The 18,784-nt window shown below is 55.6% G+C and carries 17 protein-coding genes; 8 read left to right on the top strand and 9 right to left on the bottom strand.

The features are described 5' to 3' along the window. Positions 1–232 precede the first annotated feature (232 nt). Both BMW97_RS11800 and BMW97_RS11805 read left to right on the top strand, forming a co-directional pair. Positions 233–2,779: an autotransporter family protein gene (locus BMW97_RS11800; protein WP_254783052.1), complete on the top strand. Its 2,547-nt coding sequence runs from the start codon at positions 233–235 to the stop codon at positions 2,777–2,779. A gap of 181 nt (positions 2,780–2,960) precedes the next feature. Then, positions 2,961–4,001: an aldo/keto reductase gene (locus BMW97_RS11805; RefSeq protein WP_045909960.1), complete on the top strand. Its 1,041-nt coding sequence runs from the start codon at positions 2,961–2,963 to the stop codon at positions 3,999–4,001. Positions 4,002–4,065: 64 nt separating this feature from the next. On the opposite strand, the gene BMW97_RS11810 is transcribed toward BMW97_RS11805, so the two are convergent. Next, complete coding sequence (locus tag BMW97_RS11810) at positions 4,066–4,554, bottom strand: TIGR00645 family protein (RefSeq protein ID WP_008499805.1); 489 nt, start codon at positions 4,552–4,554, stop codon at positions 4,066–4,068. Positions 4,555–4,636: 82 nt separating this feature from the next. Continuing rightward, a complete protein-coding gene (locus BMW97_RS11815) occupies positions 4,637–5,140 on the bottom strand; it encodes an ESA_00282 family adhesion-associated protein (RefSeq protein ID WP_045909961.1) in 504 nt (167 codons plus the stop codon). A 103-nt stretch (positions 5,141–5,243) separates the two neighbouring features. Here BMW97_RS11815 and BMW97_RS11820 point away from each other — a divergent pair, with 103 nt between their 5' ends. Together BMW97_RS11820 and BMW97_RS11825 are read left to right on the top strand one after the other, a co-directional pair. Next, entirely contained in the window at positions 5,244–5,648 is a 405-nt protein-coding gene (locus BMW97_RS11820; protein ID WP_008499807.1) for a hypothetical protein, read from the top strand. 1 nt (position 5,649) lies between these two features. After that, positions 5,650–6,096, top strand: coding sequence for a hypothetical protein (locus BMW97_RS11825; RefSeq protein WP_045909962.1), 447 nt, complete (start codon positions 5,650–5,652; stop codon positions 6,094–6,096). Here the strand turns inward: BMW97_RS11825 and BMW97_RS11830 are convergent. The 3 genes from BMW97_RS11830 to exbB form a co-directional block, all read right to left on the bottom strand. Then, positions 6,093–7,544 carry a methyl-accepting chemotaxis protein gene (locus BMW97_RS11830; protein ID WP_090392872.1) on the bottom strand — a complete coding sequence of 484 codons (1,452 nt, stop codon included), beginning with the start codon at positions 7,542–7,544 and terminating at the stop codon, positions 6,093–6,095. The two genes, BMW97_RS11825 and BMW97_RS11830, sit on opposite strands and share 4 nt — an antisense overlap. 274 nt (positions 7,545–7,818) lie before the next feature. After that, the gene (gene exbD / locus BMW97_RS11835; RefSeq protein ID WP_045909964.1) at positions 7,819–8,244 is read right to left on the bottom strand and encodes a TonB system transport protein ExbD; all 426 of its coding nucleotides are present in this window, start codon (positions 8,242–8,244) and stop codon (positions 7,819–7,821) included. 4 nt (positions 8,245–8,248) lie between these two features. Then, positions 8,249–8,980 carry a tol-pal system-associated acyl-CoA thioesterase gene (gene exbB, locus BMW97_RS11840; RefSeq protein WP_021242115.1) on the bottom strand — a complete coding sequence of 244 codons (732 nt, stop codon included), beginning with the start codon at positions 8,978–8,980 and terminating at the stop codon, positions 8,249–8,251. Between the two features lie 251 nt (positions 8,981–9,231). On the opposite strand from exbB, the gene metC reads away from it, so the two are divergent. Together metC and yghB are read left to right on the top strand one after the other, a co-directional pair. Next, a complete protein-coding gene (gene metC / locus BMW97_RS11850; protein ID WP_045909965.1) occupies positions 9,232–10,419 on the top strand; it encodes a cystathionine beta-lyase in 1,188 nt (395 codons plus the stop codon). Between the two features lie 143 nt (positions 10,420–10,562). After that, complete coding sequence (gene yghB / locus BMW97_RS11855) at positions 10,563–11,222, top strand: DedA family general envelope maintenance protein YghB (protein WP_024906512.1); 660 nt, start codon at positions 10,563–10,565, stop codon at positions 11,220–11,222. Between the two features lie 47 nt (positions 11,223–11,269). Here the strand turns inward: yghB and BMW97_RS11860 are convergent, their stop codons facing one another. Further along, positions 11,270–12,169 (bottom strand): AraC family transcriptional regulator, encoded by a 900-nt coding sequence (locus BMW97_RS11860; protein WP_045909966.1) that lies wholly within the window; start codon positions 12,167–12,169, stop codon positions 11,270–11,272. Positions 12,170–12,363: 194 nt separating this feature from the next. Between BMW97_RS11860 and yqhD the strand changes: the two genes are divergently transcribed. Together yqhD and dkgA are read left to right on the top strand one after the other, a co-directional pair. After that, complete coding sequence (gene yqhD / locus BMW97_RS11865) at positions 12,364–13,527, top strand: alcohol dehydrogenase (protein WP_045909967.1); 1,164 nt, start codon at positions 12,364–12,366, stop codon at positions 13,525–13,527. 105 nt (positions 13,528–13,632) lie between these two features. After that, on the top strand, positions 13,633–14,460 hold the full coding sequence (gene dkgA / locus BMW97_RS11870; protein ID WP_045909968.1) for a 2,5-didehydrogluconate reductase DkgA: 828 nt from the start codon (positions 13,633–13,635) through the stop codon (positions 14,458–14,460). A 41-nt stretch (positions 14,461–14,501) separates the two neighbouring features. Here the strand turns inward: dkgA and BMW97_RS11875 are convergent, their stop codons facing one another. From BMW97_RS11875 to ftsP, 3 genes are all read right to left on the bottom strand, one after another. Next, a complete protein-coding gene (locus BMW97_RS11875) occupies positions 14,502–14,903 on the bottom strand; it encodes a transthyretin-like family protein (protein ID WP_045909969.1) in 402 nt (133 codons plus the stop codon). A 115-nt stretch (positions 14,904–15,018) separates the two neighbouring features. Then, a complete protein-coding gene (locus BMW97_RS11880) occupies positions 15,019–17,193 on the bottom strand; it encodes a YgiQ family radical SAM protein (RefSeq protein ID WP_045909970.1) in 2,175 nt (724 codons plus the stop codon). Positions 17,194–17,324: 131 nt separating this feature from the next. Further along, complete coding sequence (gene ftsP, locus BMW97_RS11885; RefSeq protein WP_045909971.1) at positions 17,325–18,737, bottom strand: cell division protein FtsP; 1,413 nt, start codon at positions 18,735–18,737, stop codon at positions 17,325–17,327. Between the last annotated feature and the right edge of the window lie 47 nt (positions 18,738–18,784).

Consider the following 18,784-nt stretch of genomic DNA (forward strand, 5'->3'; position numbering starts at 1 on the left):
ATTCAAAAATATTTATCACATGAATTAATTTAAATTTATTAATTAGATTTAATTATTTAAACGTCAATTATTGCTCGATATATATCTTTAGATTTCATTACATCCTTAGCTGCTAGGAAAGTTCTTATTTTAAATAAATTCAATTAAAAAGAGCCGGACAATTTTCGACTCATCCAGAGAACTTAAAATGCGCAAATTAATGAATCGTACGTTGCTTTCGCAATGTGTCTTAGTGGCTTTAACGTCATTTGGTGCCCAGGCTGCCGTCACTCCCGCTACGCCCTGTCAGCCTGGCGTGACGTCGCAGACCTGCGGCTTATCGAAATATAAAGATAATAGTTTCTATGAAGATCCCGGCGTGACTAATGCCATTATGGCCGACGCCAACGCAAATAATATCTTTATGGATGGAAGCCGTGAATCAGGGGATACCCAATCATTAACCGTTTCTGGTACCGACATGTCCGGCCATTATATTCAGGGCAGCAACGGGGGGACGGCTAATATTACGGTGAATAACGGCGCCACCGTCGATATGATCGAAGTGGGCAATACCGGTGCAACCACCAATACGACGGTAACCATCGATGACGCCACGCTGAATGGCGAAAATGACGCCGGAAGCTACGAGGGCAAGAAAGCCTATATGATGGGTTCCGCCATTTACCTCGACCCCATGGATAAAGGTTACCACACCGTCAACGTTGAGGACGGCAGCATGCTGCACGGCAGTATTCTCAGTGCCGGAGCCGGTGCACAAAATATTGCCATCAGCAACAGCACGATGGATAAAGGTGGTATTTACGCGGGTAGCGATAAATCTGATACCAATATTACGCTGACTAACGCTTCCGTGGATGCCTCGCAGAGCGAAATCGCGCAGAACATCGACACGCTGGCGGTAAAACTGAGCGAATACAAGCCCTTCAGCGACATCAACCTGGATGCTTTTGGCGATGTCGCCATCGCGATGTACGGAACGAAGGCTGATTCGCTGGCGCTGAATAACAGCACGGTCACCGGCGACATTGGGGCCTTTAACGAAAACGGTACCACGCTGATTTCACTGACCAATAACAGCGTGGTAAATGGCAATGTGACCGTCGATGGTAACTCCGCAAATTCCGTTCTGGTGGATAACAGCACCGTGAATGGCGAGATAAATACCAGCCAGAATACGGGCAATAGCACAATTACGCTGCAGAACAACGCAACCGTCAACGGTGATATTACAACGGGTGCAGGTGATGATACGGTCGTGCTGACCAATGATTCACATGTCAATGGCAATGTTAACGGTGGTGACGGCAGCGATACTCTGTCAATGGATGCGGGCAGCTCCATATCCGGACAAATAAGCCAGTTTGAAACGGTAAATACCACCAGCGATAACAGCATTGCCATTGATAAAATTAACGATGCAACCAACTGGAGTTTGCAAAACGGTTCAACCCTGATTGCCAGCACCACCGGCAGCAATGCGCTGGTTACCATGAGCACCGACAGCTACGTGAATTTCGGTAATATTACCGGCGCAAATAACGCCGTGGTGGTGAACAGCATTACGCCGTCAGCGCAAAATCAGCAGGGGATAGTCCTGGGGACCTTCACCACGTCGGGCAGCAGTGCGCCGCAGAATTATGCAGCAGCCACGTTTACCAACGGCGACCAGACCGTGGAGAACCGTAGCGGCGCGTATAACTACAACAACAGTCTGAATATTGTTGCAGCCGACAGCGTGCCTCAGGCTCAGCTGACTGCAGATAATAGCCAGAGCTGGAATATTGAATTTAACAGCCAGAAGGGCAACCTTGCGAGCGACGTTCAGGGGCTGGTAGCCGGTCTGAATGCAGCGGAACAGGCCGGGCATCAGGTAGCGGATGACATCAGCAACCACATGAACCAGGTGCATCTGGCAAACCTGCTGGGAGAACAGCAGGACGGTGCGCAGGTCTGGGGCGATTTCCTTTATCAGAACGGTAATTTCAGCAACGACGTCGACTATAAAAGCATCACTCAGGGTGCGCAGGGCGGCGTAGACTGGACGGCGCATCTGGACAACGGCGACAGCGTCACCGGCGGTATCGCGCTGGCATGGACGCGCAGCCGCGTGCAGGACACCAGCAACGGTGCGGATAGCTTCAAAGACAGCGTTTACGGTAACTACTACAGCCTGTATGGCGGCTGGCAGCAGGCGCTGAACGGCCGAACCTGGGGTCTGTTTGCTGACGGCAGCTTCAGCTACGGCGATATGCGTTACTCGTTGTCTGCCAACAACGTGACGGGCGATACCAGCGGCATGACGGAAGCGCTGCACGGCTCTACCGATGGCAGTCTGTATCTGGCGCAGGCCCGCACCGGGGTGAACGTGTTGCTGCCAGGCGAAACGCTGCTGCAACCCTACGCCACTCTTGGCTGGGATCAAACCAAAGCGAACGGCTTCTCTGACAGCGAAGTCACCTTTGCCGACAGCCAGGTCTCTTCCTGGAACGGCGGCGCGGGCGTGAGGCTCACCACCACCCTTCGCGATTTGAACAAAAACGTGAAGGTGATGCCGTGGATCGACGCGCGCTTCCAGAAAGAGTTCAGCGATAACACCGACATTCAGGCGGCGGATTATCACAATACCGCCGGTCACAACAACACCATGGGCATCTTTGGGGCAGGCATCAACGCCACCATCGCCCATAACTTCACCCTGACCACCGGCGTCTATGTCGGTACTGGCGATGTGGATAACGATGCCAGCGTACAGGCGGGGATGAGCTATAGCTTCTGATAGTCGTCTGATTGCCCGGTGCCCTGCGTGTACCGGGCAGTGCGGGGCTCAATGTCTGACGCATCCCGGGGAAAATTGCTGGCAGGGAGTTCTGCCATCGCTTCTCCCCGGGATTTGTGTTTTGATAAGGACAGAATGAAAACGACGTTTCAAAAAATTATCGATAAGAAAAGGAGACATCATGTCCTGGTACCCTGCCCCTGACCGCTACGAGAACATGCAGTACCGCCACTGTGGCAAGAGCGGCCTGCGCCTGCCCGCGCTGTCGCTGGGACTGTGGCACAGCTTCGGCCACGTCCAGCCTCTTGAAGCCCAGCGGACGCTGCTGCGCAAAGCCTTCGACCTCGGCATCACCCATTTCGATCTGGCCAATAACTACGGACCTCCGGCGGGTAGCGCGGAAGAGAATTTCGGCCGCCTGCTGCGGGAGGACTTTGCCGCGTACCGCGACGAGCTGGTTATCTCCACCAAGGCCGGTTACGACATGTGGCCGGGGCCATATGGTTCGGGCGGGTCACGCAAATATCTGCTCGCCAGCCTAGATCAGAGCCTGAAGCGCCTGGGCGTCGAATACGTGGATATTTTCTATTCCCACCGCGTGGATGAAAACACGCCGATGGAAGAGACAGCCTCTGCGCTGGCACAGGCTGTGCAGAGTGGGAAAGCGCTGTATGTGGGCATTTCCTCCTACTCAACCGGGCGCACGCAAAAAATGGCCGAACTGCTGCGCGAGTGGAAGATCCCCCTGCTGATCCACCAGCCGTCCTATAACCTGCTCAATCGCTGGGTCGATAAGACCGGTTTGCTGGATGCGCTGGCAGCAAACGGGACCGGGTGTATCGCCTTTACCCCGCTGGCGCAGGGGCTGCTGACCGGAAAATACCTGAACGGTATTCCTGAAGATTCTCGCATGCAGCGTGAAGGCAAGAAAGTCCGCGGTCTGAACGAAAAAATGCTGACCGAAGCCAACCTGAACAGCCTGCGTTTGCTGAGTGAGATGGCGCAGGCGCGGGGTCAGACCATGGCGCAGATGGCGTTGAGCTGGTTGCTGAAAGACGCGCGCGTGACGTCAGTGCTGATTGGCGCAAGCCGCCCGGAACAGATTGAGGAGAACGTTCGGGCGCTGGATAACCTGCACTTTACCGAGGACGAACTCAAGCGGATTGACCAGCATGTCGCGGATGGAGAGTTGAATCTGTGGCAGGCGTCGTCGGATAAATAAGGCCGCAAAGAGCAGTTCCCTCTCCCCTTTGGGGAGAGGGTTAGAGTGATGGGTAAGGTGTACTTTACTTCTTACTGATCTTATCCAGATACCCCATCACAAACGCAGACAGCACAAACGTCAGATGGATAATGACATACCACATCAGTTTGTTATCCGGCACGTTCTTCGCGTCCATAAACACGCGTAACAGGTGGATAGAAGAGATCGCCACAATCGACGCGGCCACTTTATTCTTCAGCGACGAGGCATCCATTTTGCCCAACCAGCTGAGCTTCTCTTTACGCTCGTCGATATCCAGCTGGGAGACAAAATTCTCGTAGCCGGAAAACATCACCATCACCAGCAGTCCGCCCACCAGGGTCATATCCACCAGCGACAGCAGAACCAGAATCAAATCCGCCTCGGCAATAGAAAAAATGTTCGGCAGAACGTGCAGGATTTCCTGAAAGAACTTAATCGTCAGCGCGATAAGCGCCAGCGAAAGGCCAAAATAGACGGGGGCCAGTATCCAGCGAGAGGCGTACATGGCGTTTTCAAAAAAGCGTTCCATAAAGTCCTGTTTGCAAAAGAAACCAGCGCCCAGTATATCCCAATGGCGCTGACTGTTTGCAATAACTCACCAGTCTCGTGACTCAGACGTTGTCGGGGTTAACTTCCGGACGGGCATACTCCGGCCAGACCAGCACCACCAGCTCCGGGTAGGCTTCCAGGCTGAACTCACGAAAACACTGACGCAAATTTAATACGTCCAGATCGGAATAAGAGACCTTCTCGCCGTTAAGGCAGCGTTTTTTGATATTGTCATAATATTTATACACGGCTGAATTCAGGTCGCTGCAGCGACGCTGTGCCTCAAAAAGTCCTGGCGTGTCATTAATTTCCGACATTTTCATGCGTTTAATTGTCGCGTGTAAAAAGTCGATATATTCATGGTTCACCCGCCAGTACCAGACAGGCGTAACGGAGTTCATCAATACAGAGAAATGGTCTTCTCCTTCCTCTTTTGTCATGAGTTCCGGTTGCGGCGGTTCACTGGCGTCTTTCGACACTTTCGTTTTATTGAACTCCTGCATCAATAAAAGCACACCAGCGGTCAGTAATAGTAATGTGATGACCGTAAAAAAGATGCTGTTCATGGGTAGGCTCCATTTTTTTTGATTTTAAATTTGCCTCATGATATTGTCAACGAATCTCACGCCTTTACCAACCCCACCCTGTTGAAATTAAAGGAAATTAAAAATGCTGCCCGACTATCTCGTCCCGGCTAAGTACCACATTACGCCTGTGGAACAGCAACCGACGGAAGCAGAAAAAGAGGTCAGTTTCACTCAGGGGAAAAGAAAGCTCTCTGATTTCGAGCCTGATATATTAATTGGTGTTTCCCGCACCGGCAAATCCCGTAATATGTTGCTGGAAGAGCACGATCGCCATATTAAAGACCGCTTATTTCGCGCCATAAAAATTGAAGCCTTCGTCCACCTGCTGAACGATCTGCAGGCCGAAGGAGAAATAGATGCCCAGAAACTAAGTCAAATATTGGCCGAAAAGACCAAAGAAATTAACGAAGCGGGCAATGAAATTTGGCTTAACTTAATTACGCGCGAAAAAAACAACCCAATTTTTTATAGCCTGGGGGAGGATTAACGTGAAGGAAGTTAAAAACAACGACGTTTATTTGACTTTAGATGATAAGAAAAGTGATGAATTTATCTTAAAGCAAAATCTCGATGCGCTGCGAAACACAAAAAATGACGAGATGACGCGTATTACCCAGGACCTGGTATCGATCCCGGCAACGCTGGTGCGGCTGAAATGGCAGAATCGCCGTGAAATTTATCCGCTACAGGTCAAAGAAGAAATTTACGGTGCCGTGATGAACGCCATCATGGAACAGCGGCCAGAGCTGAAAGAGAAGCTTCTGGGTCGCCTCGAGGCCAATTACCAGTATTTGCTTGCCAGAGAAATCGCCACTCTGCGCCTGACGCGCAAACTGTCAGACGGTGAGTACCGTACCTCAAACGTCACCTGCGTTGCGCTTGATGAGGACGCGCTGGCGTCTGGCGCCAGCGCCCCTTCCGAACCGCAACGCTAATTAAATCTGAATACGGCAATCGCCTCTTTTAACTGCCCCGTCTGCTGCCGCTGCGCTTCAGCCACCTGCAGCGTTTGCGCTACGTGACGCACGTTCTCCTGCACGCTGGCATCGATGCTGGCAATACTGTCGTTCATCTGCGTAATGCTCGCCCGCTGCTGCTCGCTCATCTGCGACAGTTCCTCCAGAAGCGAGCGGAGCCCTTCAATGCTCTCAATGATCGACTTCATTGTCATACCGGCCTGCTCAACCTGCTCGACGCCCTGCAGCGTGGTTGCCTGCGATGCGGTCAGCAGTTGGCGAATGTCTTTTGCAGCCCCCTCGCTGCGCTGGGCCAGCACGCGCACTTCCGAGGCAACTACTGCGAAGCCTTTGCCATGTTCCCCCGCTCTGGCAGCCTCGACCGAGGCGTTGAGCGACAGGATATTGGTCTGGAACGCAATCCCGTCGATCAGCTCCAGAATGGCGTAAATGCGCTGCGACTCCTCGCGAATGTGCTCCATCGCCGCAATCGCCTGCCGTACGTTATGGCCTCCCTGCTCCGCCACGTTACTGGTACTGAATGCCACCTCCCTAACCTGGCGGGCTTTTTCACTGGTCAGGGTGGCGACAGCCCTCAGTTGTTCCATCGCACTGGCCGCCGTCGCCAGCGAACTTGCCTGGTGATCGGTACGTTCCGACAGCGCGCTGTTGCGTTGCCCTAACGCGCGAGATGCCTCCAGCAGTTGCCCAATATTGGCGCTGACCTGCTCAAGCGTGGCGCGCATGGTGCCCAGCGTCAGGCTGAACGTGCGGGCAAAGGGAGACTCTGCGGGTGCCGCATCGACGGCCAGCGTGAGATACCCCGGTTCGCGATTGATCACCCCCGCCAGCCTTGCCACCTCGCTCGCCGAGCGGGCGTCCTGCTCCATACGAATCGCCAGCAGAACCAGGATCGCGGTCTGGACCACCACAAACAGCCCGTGGAAAACCACCATATGAAAGCCGGTGTGCATGAACACCACGACGCCGTACAGGTCGTTTTCCTGCAGATAGTTGAACACCAGGTGATGTAATGCGATGACCGCCGCCCCCATCACCAGCGGGCGCCAGTCTCGCCAGGCAAGGAGCGCGGAAAGCAGGACGAAAACCGAGAAATGGTATTCGGTTTCACCTTCGCCCAGATGAATCAGCAGCGCGGAAAATGCCATTAGCACAAACGCAGAGCTCAGGCGGAGCAACAGCGCGCCGGGGAACACCATCGTCAGCAGCGTCGATAAACAGGCCAGAGAGGTGCCGACAATCGCCCCCTGTATGATGTTTTCGTTGATATAGCCCACGCCCAGCGAGATGGCCCACAGCGACCAGATGAGCACCAGTATTAGCCTGTCGGCGCGTCGTCGAATGGCAGAAAGCGAAAACAGATCGTTTTGAGGCGCGTGCGGATACAGCCATGTCATCGTAGCCATAGGGAGTCTCTTGCTGTGCAGGTGAAAAGATCCTTCGAAGAAGGACTGTTTTTATTATCTTTTTTTAAGCGTAGTGGGGATATTCCACGACGCCATTTCAGCAAAAGATATATTTTAATGGCGCAGCCGAATACTGATATTTACTTAACTATCAATACATTATTAACGTTGGCTTTATTGATAAAGAAATATGAAGAATAGGGATATACAGCAGAAAATAATAACGATGTTGCGTGGCAGAAAACAAAAAAGCTGGCTTTCGCCAGCTTTCGTTCTATTTTTTGGCCGCTTTCTCTTCGCCGACCAGCCCAATCTTCAGGTAACCCGCCTGATGCAGCGTGTCCATTACCTTCATCATGGTTTCATAATCCACGGTTTTGTCCGCACGGAAGAAGACCGTAGTGTCTTTCTTACCGCCAGTAAGCTGATCCAGCGCCGGGATGACAGAGTCGGCCGTTACCGGGTCATTGCCAAGGAACATGGATTTATCGGCCTTCACGGACAGATAGACAGGTTTTTCCGGACGCGGCTGCGGCTGGCTGGACGAGGCCGGAAGATTCACCTTCACGTCGACCGTGGCCAGCGGCGCGGCCACCATGAAGATAATCAGCAGAACCAGCATGACGTCGATAAACGGCGTCACGTTGATCTCATGCATTTCGCCGTTATCGTCCAGATTTTCGTTTAGACGCATCGCCATAATATCAACCCACGCGCAGTTTGGACGCCGCGTGCACCGGCTTAACGGCGCTGGCATTCAGGTCAAGATCGCGACTCTGCAGCAGCAGTACCTGCGCGGCAACGTCACCGAGCGTCGCTTTGTAGCTGCCAATCATACGCGCGAAGATGTTGTAGATAACCACCGCCGGAATCGCCGCGACCAGACCAATCGCCGTCGCCAGCAGCGCTTCTGCGATACCCGGGGCTACAACCGCCAGGTTGGTGGTTTGAGTCTGCGCGATACCGATAAAGCTGTTCATGATGCCCCAGACCGTACCGAAAAGACCGATAAACGGTGAGATCGCGCCGATGGTCGCCAGATAACCATTACCGCGCCCCATGTGTCGGCCAACGGCCGCCACGCGACGCTCCAGACGGAAACCGGTACGTTCTTTGATGCCTTCGTTATCTTCACTGCCCGCGGAGAGTTCCAGCTCGTTCTGTGCTTCATTCACCAGCAGGGTAGTCAGGCTTTTCGCGTGGAAGGATGAGGTCATATCTGAAGCCTGATCCAGAGAGCGGGCTTCTGCCAGCTGTTGCTGTTCCCGCTTGAGGCGACGCTTCTGCGAAAGCAGCTCGGCGCTCTTGCTGAAGAAGATAGCCCAGGTGACAACGGACGCCAGAATCAGGCCGATCATCACAATCTTAACCACGATGTCAGCATGCTGATACATGCCCCAAACGGAAAGATCCGCCTGCATCAAATTATTACCCACTCTGTATCTCCAGGACGCAAATCACAAAATCTGAACGTAATAATATCAAAACGTCGTCGAATTGATAGTAGTTCTCATTAGTATTTGCATAGTGCCGCAATTTTCGTTCACTTTCCTTGCGCTTACGCAGTAAAAATTTCTTATGCGGTTTTTTGCTAATATTTTCTGCTTATTCGATAAGCCTGCGGGTGCAGTTTTTTCCAATCGTGGTAGTCTGGACGTCCAGACGTATAAAAACAGGGTTAGCGAACATGACAACGAAGCATCTTGATACCACGCTGGTACAGGCAGGACGCAGCAAAAAATATACCCAGGGATCGGTTAACAGCGTGATTCAACGCGCCTCCTCGCTGGTGTTTGACACCGTTGAGGAGAAAAAAATCGCCACGCGCAACCGCGCAAAAGGCGGGCTGTTTTATGGCCGTCGCGGCACGCTAACCCATTTTTCTCTGCAGGAAGCGATGTGCGAGCTGGAAGGCGGTGCAGGCTGCGCGCTGTTCCCGTGCGGGGCGGCGGCGGTCGCCAATACCATTCTGGCGTTTGTGGAACAGGGCGACCATATCCTGATGACCAACACCGCCTATGAACCCAGCCAGGACTTCTGTACCAAAATCCTCAGCAAGCTCGGCGTGACAACCGGCTGGTTCGACCCGCTGATTGGTGAAGGTATTGCCGAACTTATTCAGCCAAACACGCGCATTGTGTTCCTGGAATCACCGGGGTCGCTCACCATGGAGGTCCACGACGTGCCGGCGATCGTGAAGGCCGTGCGCAGTAAAGCGCCAGAGGCGATCGTTATGATCGACAACACCTGGGCGGCAGGCGTGCTGTTCAAAGCGCTGGACTTCGACATTGATATTTCGATTCAGGCGGCGACGAAGTACCTGATTGGCCACTCTGACGGGATGATTGGCACGGCGGTCTCCAACGCGCGCTGCTGGGATCAGCTGCGTGAAAATGCCTACCTGATGGGCCAGATGGTGGATGCCGACACGGCCTACATGACCAGCCGCGGACTTCGCACGCTGGGCGTTCGCCTGCGTCAGCACCATGAAAGCAGTCTGACGGTGGCCGAATGGCTGGCGCAGCATCCGCAGGTTGAGCGCGTGAATCATCCCGCGCTACCCGGCAGTAAAGGCCATGAATTCTGGCAGCGTGACTTTACAGGCAGCAGCGGGTTGTTCTCGTTCGTGCTGAAAAAACGGCTGAATAATGACGAGCTGGCCAGCTATCTGGATAATTTTACCCTCTTCAGCATGGCCTACTCGTGGGGCGGTTTTGAATCCCTGATCCTGGCTAACCAGCCGGAACAGATTGCGGCCCTGCGCCCCGGTGGCGACGTGGACTTCAGCGGTACCCTGATTCGACTGCATATTGGTTTAGAAAATGTTGACGATCTGATTGCGGATTTAGCAGCAGGGTTCGAGCGTATCGTGTAGAGTGCTGGCTGAAAATGTACTCCCTGGACGCTTTTGTGGACACCGCAAGCGGAAAAGTCTGCATGAGTTGCGCCCGGGATCAAACCCGACGGGCGAATAAGGGAGTACAATAGCGCTATATCTGCTGTTCCACAGGAAAGTCCATGGCTGTTATTCAAGATATTATCGCGGCGCTCTGGCACCACGATTTTGCCGCGCTGGCGGATCCTCACGTCGTCGGTATCGTCTATTTCGTGATGTTCGCAACTCTGTTTCTGGAAAATGGATTACTGCCAGCCTCGTTTTTACCCGGTGACAGCCTGCTTTTACTTGCCGGGGCATTAATCGGTAAAGGCGTCATGGACTTCACGCCAACGATGGTTATCCTGACCTCCGCTGCCAGCCTGGGCTGCTGGCTGAGCTATCTGCAGGGCCGCTGGCTGGGGAACACGCGCGTCGTCAAAAGCTGGCTGGCGCAGCTGCCGCATAAATATCATCAGCGCGCGACCTGCATGTTTGACCGGCACGGCCTGCTGGCGCTGCTGGCCGGACGTTTCCTCGCGTTCGTTCGCACCCTTCTGCCGACGATGGCGGGCATTTCCGGTCTGTCGAACCGCCGCTTCCAGTTCTTCAACTGGCTGAGCGCCCTGCTGTGGGTTGGCGTGGTCACAACGCTCGGCTACGCGCTGAATATGATCCCCTTTGTGAAACACCACGAAGATCAGGTGATGACCTTCCTGATGGTGCTGCCGATGTTCCTGCTGGTGGCGGGTCTGGTGGGAACCATCGCGGTGGTGATTAAGAAGAAGTACTGCAGCGCATAATTCAACAAAGCCGGGTGGCGCTATCGCTTACCCGGCCTACGTATTCGTCAGACTCCCTGCATCGTTCTTATACGTGACGCATCCTCTCCCGGCGTGACGCCGAAATAACGCTTAAACTCCCGACTGAACTGCGAGGCACTTTCATAGCCCACCCGCATCGCCGCCGCGCTGGCCTTCATGCCGTCGTGGATCATCAGCATCCGCGCCTTATGCAGCCGGTAGGTTTTGAGGTACTGCAGCGGCGAGGTGCTGGTTACCGATTTAAAATTATGGTGAAACGCCGAGACGCTCATGTTCGCTTCCGCCGCCAGCTGGTCGACGCTGAGGTTTTCCGTGTACTGGCTTTCGATACGCTTGAGCACACGGCTTATCAGACTGAAGTGGGTCTGTCGGCTCACCAGAGCGAGTAACGCGCCACCGCCCGGGCCCAGCAGCACGTGGTAGAGAATCTCGCGGACGATCTGCTTGCCCAGAATGCGCGCGTCCAGCGGCCTCTCCATCACATCCAGCAGACGCTCAATGGCGCAGAGGATCTCTTCCGACAGCGTCGCCGAGTTAATCCCGCTTGAGGCCATCGAAGGCTGGAAGAGTTCATCTTCGCCAATCTCCATCAGCAGCTCCTGCAGCTGAAGGATGTCGACATTGACGCGAATACCCGCCAGCGGAACCGCCTCTGTCGCGAAGGTTTCACATTCAAAGGGTAAAGGTACCGTCAGAAGCAGATATTCATTGGTATCGTAGCGGAACACGCGCTCGTTGATATAGCCAATTTTATGGCCTGAGAAGAGAAAAACGATGCCCGGCTGGTACATGACCGGCGTGCGCGTCCCCGGCTGCGTGCCATAGAGCAGGCGAATATCTGGCAGCAGCTCGCTGGCACGATTTTCATTATCTATCAATCTCTTAATCTGCACAGTGAGCTGCTGGCAGATAGCCTCACGGTTCATCTTGCGTTACTCCGGGTGCGGTTTTCGACGTTGACAGTGTGCGTTGTTTTCCGCACTTTCTCCAGCGCTCTGTAGAAATGGGCAAGACATCGGCAGGAATGTGCATTGAGGGCGTAGCCCCGGATCGCCACAATGAGCAGCATCAGGTCGCCCTCTGCGCACCACGGTTTTTCACCCACTAAAGGGAACGAGCAATGAACAACTTTAATCTCCACACCCCAACCCGCATTCTGTTTGGTAAAGACGCTATCGCTGACCTGCGCGCACAGATCCCTGCTGACGCCCGCGTGCTGATCACCTACGGTGGCGGCAGCGTGAAAAAAACCGGCGTGCTGGATCAGGTTTACAGCGCGCTGGACGGTCTGGACGTGCGTGAGTTTGGCGGCATTGAGCCAAACCCGTCCTACGAAACGCTGATGAATGCGGTAAAAATCGCCCGCGAAGAAAACATCACCTTCCTGCTGGCGGTCGGCGGCGGCTCCGTGCTGGACGGTACCAAATTCATCGCCGCTGCGGCGCACTACGCTGACGGCATCGATCCGTGGCACATTCTGGAAACCCGCGGCAGCGACATCAAAAGCGCCATCCCGATGGGATCCGTGCTGACCCTGCCAGCGACGGGTTCTGAATCCAACAAGGGCGCGGTGATCTCCCGTAAAACCACCGGTGACAAGCAGGCCTTCATGAACGAACACGTTCAGCCTGTGTTCGCCATTCTGGATCCGGTTTACACCTACACCCTGCCAGCGCGTCAGGTGGCGAACGGCGTGGTCGATGCCTTTGTACATACCGTTGAGCAGTACGTCACGTATCCGGTGAATGCCAAAATTCAGGATCGCTTCGCGGAAGGCATTCTGCTGACGCTCGTCGAAGAGGGTCCGAAAGCGCTGAAAGAGCCGGAAAACTACGACGTTCGCGCCAACGTGATGTGGGCGGCTACACAGGCACTGAATGGCCTGATCGGCGCTGGCGTGCCGCAGGACTGGGCAACCCATATGCTGGGCCACGAGCTGACGGCGATGCACGGTCTGGATCATGCGCAGACGCTGGCCATTGTGCTGCCTGCACTGTGGAACGAAAAACGCGACACCAAACGCGCCAAGCTGCTGCAGTACGCCGAGCGCGTGTGGAACATTACCGAGGGTTCTGACGACGCGCGCATTGATGCTGCCATCGAAGCGACCCGCAGCTTCTTTGAAGGTCTGGGCGTTCCAACGCGTTTGTCTGGCTACGGCCTGGACGGTAGCTCCATCCCTGCCCTGCTGGCGAAACTCGAAGAGCACGGCATGACCCATCTGGGCGAGCACGGCGACATCACGCTGGACGTCAGCCGTCGTATTTACGAGGCGGCACGCTAAGCGTTTTTGTCCCCCCGACTTTCGTTTTTTGACATTTCGTCCAGACTTAATGCACACCCCATCGCCGGAGTCTCCCTCCGGCGATGCGCACCTGAAGGAGGAAAAATGGCAAACCAAACCGTAATCAAGCTGCAGGACGGCAACGTGATGCCCCAGTTGGGGCTAGGTGTATGGAAAGCCGGTAACGACGAGGTCGTCTCCGCCATTCATAAAGCCCTGGAAGTCGGCTACCGGTCGATTGACACCGCCGCCGCGTACAAAAACGAGGACGGCGTAGGTACCGCACTGGCCAGCGCCGGTGTCCCTCGCGATGAGTTGTTCATCACCACGAAACTGTGGAATGACGATCAAAAGCGTCCCCGCGAAGCCCTGCAGGAGAGCCTGGAGAAACTCCAGCTCGATTTCGTCGACCTGTATCTGATGCACTGGCCGGTTCCGGCCATCGACCATTACGTTGATGCCTGGAAAGGGATGATTGAACTGCAGAAAGAGGGGCTGGTGAAAAGTATCGGCGTCTGTAACTTCCAGGTTCATCACCTGCAGCGGCTGATTGACGAGACGGGCGTCGCGCCTGTCATTAACCAGATCGAGCTGCACCCGCTGCTGCAGCAGCGGCAGCTTCATGCCTGGAACGCCACGCATAAAATCCAGACCGAGTCCTGGAGTCCGCTGGCGCAGGGTGGCCAGGGCGTGTTCGATCAAAAAATTATCCGTGAACTGGCGGATAAATACGGCAAAAGCCCGGCGCAAATCGTCATTCGCTGGCATCTGGACAACGGCCTGGTGGTGATCCCGAAATCGGTCACGCCATCGCGCATCGCCGAGAACTTCGACGTCTGGGATTTCCGGCTGGACAAAGATGAGCTGGGCGAGATTGCGAAGCTGGATAAGGGCAAGCGTTTAGGGCCGGACCCGGATCAGTTTGGCGGATAATACTTAAAACGAGCCCGGTCTTCCGCCGGGCTCGTTTTAATTTATAAACCGGACTGACATCTCGCTTCTCCGGGAAGATCAGGTAATGTGCAAATAACGTTGTACGCTTTCCCTTCCAGTTTATGTGGCCCACCGAGACCGCCGCCTACTTCTGCACGATATTCCTTTCCGTTGACGCTTATCTGGAGCGGGGTGTGATAAATCCAGTCCATCGGACCTATTGGCAGAAAAAAGATCCACTCATGCTGGCTCTGAAAAGCAAAACGACCGTTGTCGTCAGAAAGCGTTTGCTCCCTCTCTAATGTTATTTTAGCGCCCGGGACTGGCTTACCTGCGCTGTCGATTAGACGTCCTTCCACTTCTGGCTGTGTCTGGCGGTGCATTACACAACCGCATAACGTAAGGCCAATCAGCATCGCTCCTGTTAACTTCCTAATTTTCATTTTGGGCCTCCTACCCTTATGCAGAAAAAAGCCGGGTGGCGGCTGCGCCTTACCCGGCCTACGCGCTGACCTGTAGGCCCGGTAAGCGCTAGCGCCACCGGGCTTTGTTACAGGTTTAACCGATCTTACGTTTTACGTTCTTCTTCATTCCCGCTCCACCGTTCGAACGCTGATGCACAATCGGCGTGTGCTTGGTCAGCGCCGGGCGCGTATTGCGGTTCTGGCGACGCGCTTCGCGCATCTCCTCCAGCGTCGGGGCCGGTACCAGACAGTCGCGGCGCGAGCCGATCAGGTGTTTTTTACCCATCTCTTCCAGCGCCTGGCGGATCAGCGGCCAGTTTTTCGGATCGTGGTAACGCAGCAGCGCCTTGTGCAGACGACGCTGTTTATCCCCTTTCGGCACCACCACCTCTTCACTCTTGTAGCCAATCTTACTCAGCGGGTTCTTGCCGGTGTAATACATGGTCGTCGAGTTGGCGAGCGGTGACGGATAGAAGTTCTGCACCTGATCCAGGCGGAAGCGGCGCTGCTTCAGCCACAGCGCCAGATTGACCATGTCCTCATCACGCGTGCCGGGGTGCGCTGAGATGAAGTACGGGATCAGATACTGCTCTTTGCCCGCCTGCTTCGAGTAGGTGTCGAACAGTTCTTTAAAGCGGTCGTAGCTGCCCATGCCCGGCTTCATCATCTTCGACAGCGGGCCTTCTTCGGTATGCTCCGGCGCAATCTTCAGATAGCCGCCGACGTGGTGCGTCGCCAGCTCTTTGATGTAGCGCGGATCTTCCACGGCAATGTCATAACGTACCCCGGACGCGATGAGGATCTTCTTGATGCCTTTCAGATCGCGCGCGCGTCGGTAGAGGTTAATCGTTGGCTCGTGGTTGGTATCCATGTGCTCGCAAATGCTCGGATAGACGCAGGAGAGACGGCGGCAGGTTTGCTCCGCGCGCGGCGACTTGCAGCGCAGCATATACATGTTCGCGGTTGGACCGCCAAGATCGGAAATCACACCGGTAAAGCCCGGCACCGTGTCGCGAATGGCTTCGATCTCGTTGATGATCGACTCTTCCGAACGGCTCTGAATGATGCGCCCCTCGTGCTCGGTAATGGAGCAGAAGGAGCACCCGCCGAAGCAGCCGCGCATGATGTTGATCGAGAAGCGGATCATCTCATACGCCGGGATACGGGCGTTGCCGTACGCCGGGTGCGGCACGCGCTTGTACGGCAGCGCAAAGACGCTGTCCATCTCTTCGGTGGAGAGCGGGATGGCCGGCGGGTTGATCCAGATAAAGCGCTCGCCGTGCTTCTGCATCAGCGCGCGGGCGCAGCCCGGGTTGGTTTCATGGTGCAGAATACGGGACGCATGGGCGTAGAGCACCTTGTCGGCTTTCACCTTCTCATAGGACGGCAGCAGCACGTAGGTCTTTTCCCATGGCTTCGGGCGCGGCGGCTGCACGACGATAGCCTTCGCTTCCGCTTTCTTTGGCTCTACCGGTTTGTTATCCGCACACGGCAGATCGTCGCCATACGGGTGTGGGATCGGGTCGATTTTGCCCGGCATATCGATGATGCGGGAATCCACGCCGCGCCAGCCCGGCAGCGCCTCTTTTACCATGATCGCGGTATTGCGCACGTCGCGGATGCTGCTCACCGGCTCGCCCTGTGACAGACGGTGCGCCACTTCCACCAGCGGACGCTCGCCGTTTCCGTAAATCAGCATGTCGGCTTTGGAATCCACCAGCACCGAGCGGCGCACGGTATCAGACCAGTAATCGTAGTGCGCGGTACGGCGCAGGCTCGCCTCAATACCACCCAGGATCACCGGCACGTCTTTCCAGGCTTCTTTGCAGCGCTGGGTATAGACGAGGGTCGCGCGGTCCGGACGTTTGCCCGCCACGTTATCCGGCGTGTAGGCGTCGTCATGACGAAGCTTACGGTCGGCGGTATAGCGGTTGATCATCGAGTCCATGTTACCTGCGGTCACGCCGAAGAACAGGTTGGGTTTACCCAGACGCATAAAGTCGTCTTTGCTGTTCCAGTCAGGCTGGGAGATGATCCCCACACGGAAGCCCTGCGCTTCAAGCATACGGCCACAGATGGCCATGCCGAAGCTCGGGTGGTCAACGTAGGCATCGCCCGTGACCAGAATGATGTCGCAGCTGTCCCAGCCCAGTTGGTCCATCTCTTCCCGGGACATCGGCAGGAACGGCGCCGGTCCAAAGCAGGCCGCCCAGTACTGGGGCCAGGAGAAGAGGTCACGATCCGGCTGGATCAGGGAAATTGCGCTCATAATGCTTCCGAAGAAAAAATAGACAAAAGGGCGGGGATTATACGCTGGATCATTGTGGGAAATGAAGGGGTATTGTGCGGGCTGTTGCCCTCACCCCAACCCTCTCCCACAGGGAGAGGGAGAAAAGCAATTTACGGCGCCGGGTTGACCAGCATTTGCCCAACCGACCCCCTGTCCATCATCTCCAGCGTCTGGCTGTGGAACAGGAACGGGAAGTGCGGCCACGAAGGCTGACCGTAATAAACCAGCAGCTCAACCTGGCCGTCCACCCAGACGGTATCTTTCCAGCCGCGATCTTCCGGGAAAGGCATCGCGCCGTTGACGTTGCGGATCAGGAACGACACCCCTTCAATATGGAACGACTGCGGCATATCTGAACGCACCGTCCAGCGCTCCCAGGTGCCCTGCTGCGCGGTGATATCAATTCGGTTGACGTCCCAGAGCGCGCCGTTGATGCCCGGATCGTCGCCCAGGCTGATATCACGGCTGCGCACCGGCGAGCCGCTCATGATCTCCTGCGGCAGCAGACGCATGGGCAGGCTATCGGTCACCAGCGGCAGCAGACCGGTTGGGCGCAGGGTCAGCACCAGGGTGGAGACAAGTATGCTCGACGGTTCAAAGAACCCGCGAATGCGGTCGACAATGCTGGCCGCTTCACCGCAGGTGACAGACACTTCATCCCCGTTGGTCATATCAATGAGAATTTCGCGACGCTCACCCGGCGCGAGCGCCAGCTGTTTGACGGACACCGGCGCCGGTAAAAAGCCCTGATCGCCGGAGATCACGTGCAGCGGACGGCCATCGCTCATCTGCAGCTGATAGCGGCGCGAGTTAGACGCGTTGAGCAAGCGCAGGCGCACCCAGCCACGGGACACTTCGACATACGGGCTCTGCGCGCCGTTAACCAGCAGCGTATCGCCGACGAAGCCACCGCTGCCCGGCTCGCTGTATTCCGGCGTGCCGAAATTATCCAGACGTTTGTCCTGGATGATAATCGGGAAGTCATCCACGCCGTAGTGGTTCGGGATCGGCAGGGATTTGCTGACTTCATCTTCCACCAGCCACATGCCGGCCAGGCCGTTATAGACCTGCTGCGCCGTGCGGTTAGGCGTGTTGGCGTGATACCACAGGGTCGCCGCACTCTGGCGAATCGGCAGAACGGGCGCCCAGTCGGCGCTGGGTGACATCATGCGCGCCGCGCCGCCAATCAGCGGGCCAGGCACCTGCAGGCCGCTGATGGTCATGGCGACATTTTCAGGGGTACGGTTACTGTAGATGAGCTTAACGTCATCGCCATTCCACACGCGTATGGTCGGCCCAAGGTAACGTCCGTTAATGCCCCAGACCGGCGCACGCGTCCCCTGGGTAAAGGACCAGTGGCTGCGCTGCAGCGTCAGGAAAAGCGGCTGACCGCGACGGGATTCAATGAGTGGCGGAATAGGCAGCGGCTGTTGCTGCCCGGCGGCGCTGGCTGTCAGCGGCATCGCACCCGCACAAAGAGCGATCCCCGAAGCCTGAATAAACTGACGCCGACTGAGTGACATATAAGCTCCATCTGAAACGACTAACAACGCGGGAATTCGTTTTCCCT

Source organism: Enterobacter sp. NFIX58, assembly GCF_900110475.1.
Taxonomy (GTDB): Bacteria; Pseudomonadota; Gammaproteobacteria; order Enterobacterales; family Enterobacteriaceae; genus Enterobacter; species Enterobacter quasiroggenkampii.

What these genes read in the sequence shown, in the direction of transcription:
- BMW97_RS11805 (WP_045909960.1), top strand. Translation starts at nt 2,961, where the DNA reads ATGTCCTGGTACCCTGCCCCTGACCGCTACGAGAACATGCAGTACCGC.
- BMW97_RS11810 (WP_008499805.1), bottom strand. Translation starts at nt 4,554, where the DNA reads ATGGAACGCTTTTTTGAAAACGCCATGTACGCCTCTCGCTGGATACTG.
- BMW97_RS11815 (WP_045909961.1), bottom strand. Translation starts at nt 5,140, where the DNA reads ATGAACAGCATCTTTTTTACGGTCATCACATTACTATTACTGACCGCT.
- BMW97_RS11820 (WP_008499807.1), top strand. Translation starts at nt 5,244, where the DNA reads ATGCTGCCCGACTATCTCGTCCCGGCTAAGTACCACATTACGCCTGTG.
- BMW97_RS11830 (WP_090392872.1), bottom strand. Translation starts at nt 7,544, where the DNA reads ATGGCTACGATGACATGGCTGTATCCGCACGCGCCTCAAAACGATCTG.
- exbD (WP_045909964.1), bottom strand. Translation starts at nt 8,244, where the DNA reads ATGGCGATGCGTCTAAACGAAAATCTGGACGATAACGGCGAAATGCAT.
- metC (WP_045909965.1), top strand. Translation starts at nt 9,232, where the DNA reads ATGACAACGAAGCATCTTGATACCACGCTGGTACAGGCAGGACGCAGC.
- yghB (WP_024906512.1), top strand. Translation starts at nt 10,563, where the DNA reads ATGGCTGTTATTCAAGATATTATCGCGGCGCTCTGGCACCACGATTTT.
- BMW97_RS11860 (WP_045909966.1), bottom strand. Translation starts at nt 12,169, where the DNA reads ATGAACCGTGAGGCTATCTGCCAGCAGCTCACTGTGCAGATTAAGAGA.
- yqhD (WP_045909967.1), top strand. Translation starts at nt 12,364, where the DNA reads ATGAACAACTTTAATCTCCACACCCCAACCCGCATTCTGTTTGGTAAA.
- dkgA (WP_045909968.1), top strand. Translation starts at nt 13,633, where the DNA reads ATGGCAAACCAAACCGTAATCAAGCTGCAGGACGGCAACGTGATGCCC.
- BMW97_RS11875 (WP_045909969.1), bottom strand. Translation starts at nt 14,903, where the DNA reads ATGAAAATTAGGAAGTTAACAGGAGCGATGCTGATTGGCCTTACGTTA.
- BMW97_RS11880 (WP_045909970.1), bottom strand. Translation starts at nt 17,193, where the DNA reads ATGAGCGCAATTTCCCTGATCCAGCCGGATCGTGACCTCTTCTCCTGG.
- ftsP (WP_045909971.1), bottom strand. Translation starts at nt 18,737, where the DNA reads ATGTCACTCAGTCGGCGTCAGTTTATTCAGGCTTCGGGGATCGCTCTT.